The organism is Okeania sp. SIO2B9, from assembly GCF_010672505.1.
Taxonomy (GTDB): domain Bacteria; phylum Cyanobacteriota; class Cyanobacteriia; order Cyanobacteriales; family Microcoleaceae; genus Okeania; species Okeania hirsuta.
Genome location: NZ_JAAHGK010000555.1, coordinates 1 through 4725, shown reverse-complemented (window position 1 = coordinate 4725; position 4725 = coordinate 1). Strand labels below are relative to the sequence as shown.

Genomic DNA, 4725 nt, shown 5'->3' with positions numbered 1-4725 from the left:
CCCCTGCCATAGCTTGGGGAGCAAAAGCGCTATGAATTATAGTAGAAATTGCGTGAGGAATAGCAGTAAAGTTAGCTAAAATTACCCATGAACCTGCCAGAAAGTAAACGCCACACATTGTCGGTACAATGGCAGCAGCTACTCCAGCAATACGTTGAATACCACCTACTATTACTAACCCCACTACTAATACTAAAATTAATCCATAAACCCAGCTTCGTTGAGCAAAAAAAGGTATCACATTAGCAACAACTACTTGAGACTGGTTAGACTGAAATATGCTGGAACTACCCAAGACAGCAAAGATATTGAACAATGCAAACATTCCACCTAAAAATTGACCTAATTTTTTTTGTCCTAAGTCAGCTAAACCCATTGATATATAATACATTGGCCCTCCAATGCTTGTACCATCTGGGTTAACTACACGATATTTTTGTGCCAAAGTACATTCAACAAACTTTGTACTCATGCCTAACAACCCTGCGATCGTCATCCAAAAAGCTGCACCTGGTCCTCCAAAACTAATAGCAATAGCAACTCCAGCAATATTTCCTAGCCCCACAGTTCCAGATAAAGCAGTTGCCATAGCTTGAAAATGAGAGACTTCACCCTCATCATTAGGGTCATCGTATTTTCCCCAAATAACATCTATGGCGTGTTTAAAAGCTCGAATATTAATAAACTGCATTCGGAGAGTAAAAAAGAGACTGCCACTAATTAGCCAAAGTACAATAAGTGGTATCCCTTGGTCGCCACCAATACGATAAAAAATGATAGCATCTATATTTTTTAATAATTGAGAAAAAGTAACAGAAATCCAATCTAACATTTGGTTAGTAGTTCCTAATAATATTTAATACCATATTATACCAAGTAGTATATTTTTTGATTATATTTATTTTAACGACGAAATAATAGTTGTTTTTGTCAAATTTAACTGTAAAAAACAAATAGTTTTCAATCGTTTTCAGCCGATAATTAAGGTAAATTGAAATCTACTTTTGCCAATTCCAAATTTTATTGCCATATCCATAAATAGATGATATGGATGAACAGTATAAAATTTATAAATTACTACTATCTACAAAGTTGGCAAATCTATACAAAAAGAATCATTACCTGAATTAAAATCAGGCTTGAAGTCCGATTTTTCTGTTAGAAAAAATCTACTTTTAAGGTTTTACTCACTTAATCACTTTTGATAATTTGGGTGCGTTACGCTATCGCTAACAGCACCCTACAAACTACAAACTGACTACTTTTTCTGCAACACCCACAAAATTTCCATCTCATTCGTCAACTCATCCGACCAACTCGCCGTCACCCCAATACCACGAATTGAACTCAAAACAACCTTCACATCCCGTGGCATCATCAGATTCACAAACTGATAACGATTCGCCCAAACCATCATCTGTTCCATATTCCAATAAAAATACCCCTGATTCGATGTTGGTAAAGACCCCACGACTTCCTCAAAATCATCACTCCCAATTAAACCACGATCTGGCATAGTTATCATCACCTCTATCAACGGTTCACCAAGTGCCACAAACAAAAAATCATCATCCAACCACCCATACCCCAAAAAACTACCAATACCAACCATCTGCCACTCCGTCACCGATATCTCTCCCACCTGTTTTTCCTTCAACGACACACCAGGTTTTTCCATCGCTACTCTATTTAACTTTCTCAACATCCCATTAGCAGCAAAGCGATCGCTAGTCTCCAAAATCATCGCTCCACCAACGCCAGTCTGTACCAATCTTCCTTCATTTGACCCAATTAAACCTATAGCAAACTCCCCATCCATCCAACCAAACACTTCTCGATCTACATCCAAATCTAAATCTTGAAACGTCTTCCTCACCATCTCCAACAGATCCTGCAAATCTTCACTACCCTGCGCTTGCGCCACAAACTGCGACCAAGCTAAACTAATATTCTTCCCACTGACCGACATCATCGTCTCCGCTGGAAACCGTTGCAAAACCTCACCCGATGCTGTTTCAGTCTGCTCTGGAGGCAAGGGAGAATTCAACTTAGTCACTGTCCGCAAGCGCAAACCAGCATCATCCACTCCTATTCCCATCACCACAGAATTTATTTTTTCCAACTGCACTAAACTTGCAGTAGACAACTGTTCATTCTCCGGCAAGTCATCAGTAAATGCCGTCATCAACTGACTATAATTAGGAATAAAAATAGTAGCGAGGGCATTCTCCACCCCTGCACTCTGCTGTAAACTTTCAGCAGCATTCTCTTGCATTGCCAAAGAAGCTTGACCCTGAAACGTATCAATAGTATCTTCCACTGCTGCTGCAACGGTCGCGATCGCTAAATAATCTCCCAAAATTGCCAAATTAAAAGTTTTCCCACTCTCATCAGTAACTTCCCGAATAGTCACCCCCTGATATTCCTTCTCAATAACTTGATTTTCCTCATCTCCTTTTAATTTATTGGCAAATTTCCAAACCTCCAACTTATTTTTAATTCCCACCAACATCAAAATATTCACCGGATCGGTATCTTCCCCTGACTCAGCGGGAACAAAAGCAAACATTATTCCTCCCAACCAAGGTTGAATGTCTTTTTCCCAATCAATATTAGCTTCTGCTAAATTTTCCTGCTGAAATTCTGCATAACTCTGGCTAATTAATTTTCTGGTTTCGGGAGTACCAAATTGTTGTAATTTATTCAAAGCTTGTTGATTAGGATGAATAAAACTGGCCATAATTGCCGACTCAGGTACTATTTGGGCGCTGTTCAGAGGGTTGGAGACTTTCGCGGCCACATTTCTCAAGTAAAGATAGGTAGCAATACTGACTGCTGTAATGATGGTTGCACCAGCAATTAGAAAGTGTGATTTTTTCATAGAATTTTTTTTATAATTTAATATCTACTAGGTAAGTATAAGTAGAAGTAGGTAGACAAAATTCTCTTTAACATCCACTACCCGTTTATATTTTCTCTTTCCTGTTTTCTACCTGTAACAAATATTAAATTAATTTTGCAGACTAGGTAGGGTCGGTTGGTTGGGTTGGCTTGAAAAATAAAACTCAACATTATTTAATTTATAGGTTTTGATTGGGTTTCCCTGGTGCTTGACCCAAGCTACTATATTGTGGGCAAAGTTTTTTAGTATCAGTCTAGTAGGTTGGGTTGAAGAATTGAAACCCAACATTATTTGGGTTGGGTTTATCCTGTGGATAAGCTGCGCTAACGCTGGTACTTGACCCAACCTACTAAGCTAAGAATCATTAGACATCTCGAGAAAAGAGGGAGTAGGGAGTACAGAGCAAGAAGTAGGGAGAAAGAATTGATAATTTATGTGGGATAATTGATGTTATTTTTTATTATTGGAGATGTGTATTTAGATTCTATATTCCCTGTTCCCTGTTCCCTATTCCCTATTCACTATTCCCTTTGACAAAAATTGGGTATATGGTTTAAATGCAAAACAGCTTATATGATGTCTTACAAGGATAAATTAAGTATTGTGGGCAAATTTTTTAGTAATGAAAGTAGCTATTACAGGAGCAACAGGGTTTGTTGGCAGTCGCTTGGTAGAGCGTTTACATTCGGAAGGGGAACAAATATTAGTTTTGACCCGCAATCCGGAAAAAGCTAAACGAATTTTTCCTGACTCAGCCTACCCTAATTTAGAGATAGTTGCCTACCAACCAAAACAGTCTGGTGCTTGGCAAAAGTTTATAGATGGCTGCGATGGTGTGGTTAATCTGGCAGGAGCTGGTATTGCTGATGAGCGTTGGAATGCTAGTCGGAAGCAAGAAATTATGGACAGTCGCAAGGTAACTACGGAAAAATTGGTGGAGGCGATCGCTCAGGCTAATTCTAAACCATCGGTATTGGTCAGTGGGTCGGCTATTGGCTATTATGGTACGAGTGAAACCGTAACTTTTGATGAACATAGCAATAGTGGAAATGATTTTCTGGCTGAGGTTTGTCGAGCTTGGGAAACTGCAGCTGAACCTGTAAAAGATTTGGGGGTGAGGTTGGTTATTTTGCGGATTGGTATTGTACTGGGTATGGGTGGTACTGTCTCAAAAATGCTAACTCCGTTTAAGTTATTTGCTGGTGGGCCTATTGGTAGTGGTAAGCAATGGTTTTCTTGGGTACATATTGATGATTTGGTTGGTTTGATTTTACATTCTCTGCGCCACCAAAAAATAGAAGGTAAATTCAATGCTACTTCTCCTAATCCTGTACGAATGGGAGAATTTTGTCAAGATTTAGGATTAGTTTTAAATCGACCTTCTTGGTTACCTGTACCTGATTTTGCCATTGAATTGTTATTAGGAGATGGTGCAGTGGTGGTATTGGAAGGTCAAAAAGTCTTACCAAAACAGACTCAAGCTTCTGGCTTTGAGTATCAATATTCAACTGTTAAGTCGGCTCTGAAAAATATTTTAGCTCCTTGACATATTCCCGGTGGTACGCTTAGGCGACACCACGGGATTCTTCAACTCAAAAAAGAGTTGCAGTTTATACAGAGGTGATGCCCTCCCCCTGTCTCCTGTCTCCTGTCTCCTTCTTCAACATTTTCTTTGTGGGTTTAATACCCCACCGTCTACAGGGTGTTCACGCATTACTTGGGGGAGCGAATCCCCATGTAATTTTCCTCCTGTCTCCTGTCTCCTGTCTCCTGTCTCCTTCTTCAAAATATGGATGGCTATCATCCCGAGTCTCCCTTACAGA

The 4725-nt window shown here is 39.4% G+C and carries 4 protein-coding genes; 1 reads left to right on the top strand and 3 read right to left on the bottom strand.

Annotated features, from left to right (window positions below):
• Together F6K13_RS19010 and F6K13_RS19005 are read right to left on the bottom strand one after the other, a co-directional pair.
• Window positions 1-832: alanine:cation symporter family protein (locus F6K13_RS19010; protein ID WP_287288018.1), on the bottom strand; the 832-nt coding region annotated here is incomplete at its 3' end.
• A gap of 426 nt (window positions 833-1258) precedes the next feature.
• Window positions 1259-2881 carry a DUF3352 domain-containing protein gene (locus tag F6K13_RS19005; RefSeq protein ID WP_124146483.1) on the bottom strand — a complete coding sequence of 541 codons (1623 nt, stop codon included), beginning with the start codon at window positions 2879-2881 and terminating at the stop codon, window positions 1259-1261.
• Between the two features lie 643 nt (window positions 2882-3524).
• On the opposite strand from F6K13_RS19005, the gene F6K13_RS19000 reads away from it, so the two are divergent.
• Window positions 3525-4448 (top strand): TIGR01777 family oxidoreductase, encoded by a 924-nt coding sequence (locus F6K13_RS19000; protein WP_124146496.1) that lies wholly within the window; start codon window positions 3525-3527, stop codon window positions 4446-4448.
• A gap of 114 nt (window positions 4449-4562) precedes the next feature.
• Here the strand turns inward: F6K13_RS19000 and F6K13_RS18995 are convergent, their stop codons facing one another.
• A complete protein-coding gene (locus tag F6K13_RS18995) occupies window positions 4563-4706 on the bottom strand; it encodes a hypothetical protein (protein WP_161564654.1) in 144 nt (47 codons plus the stop codon).
• Window positions 4707-4725: the final 19 nt, after the last annotated feature.

What these genes read in the sequence shown, in the direction of transcription:
- F6K13_RS19005 (WP_124146483.1), bottom strand. Translation starts at nt 2,881, where the DNA reads ATGAAAAAATCACACTTTCTAATTGCTGGTGCAACCATCATTACAGCA.
- F6K13_RS19000 (WP_124146496.1), top strand. Translation starts at nt 3,525, where the DNA reads ATGAAAGTAGCTATTACAGGAGCAACAGGGTTTGTTGGCAGTCGCTTG.
- F6K13_RS18995 (WP_161564654.1), bottom strand. Translation starts at nt 4,706, where the DNA reads ATGATAGCCATCCATATTTTGAAGAAGGAGACAGGAGACAGGAGACAG.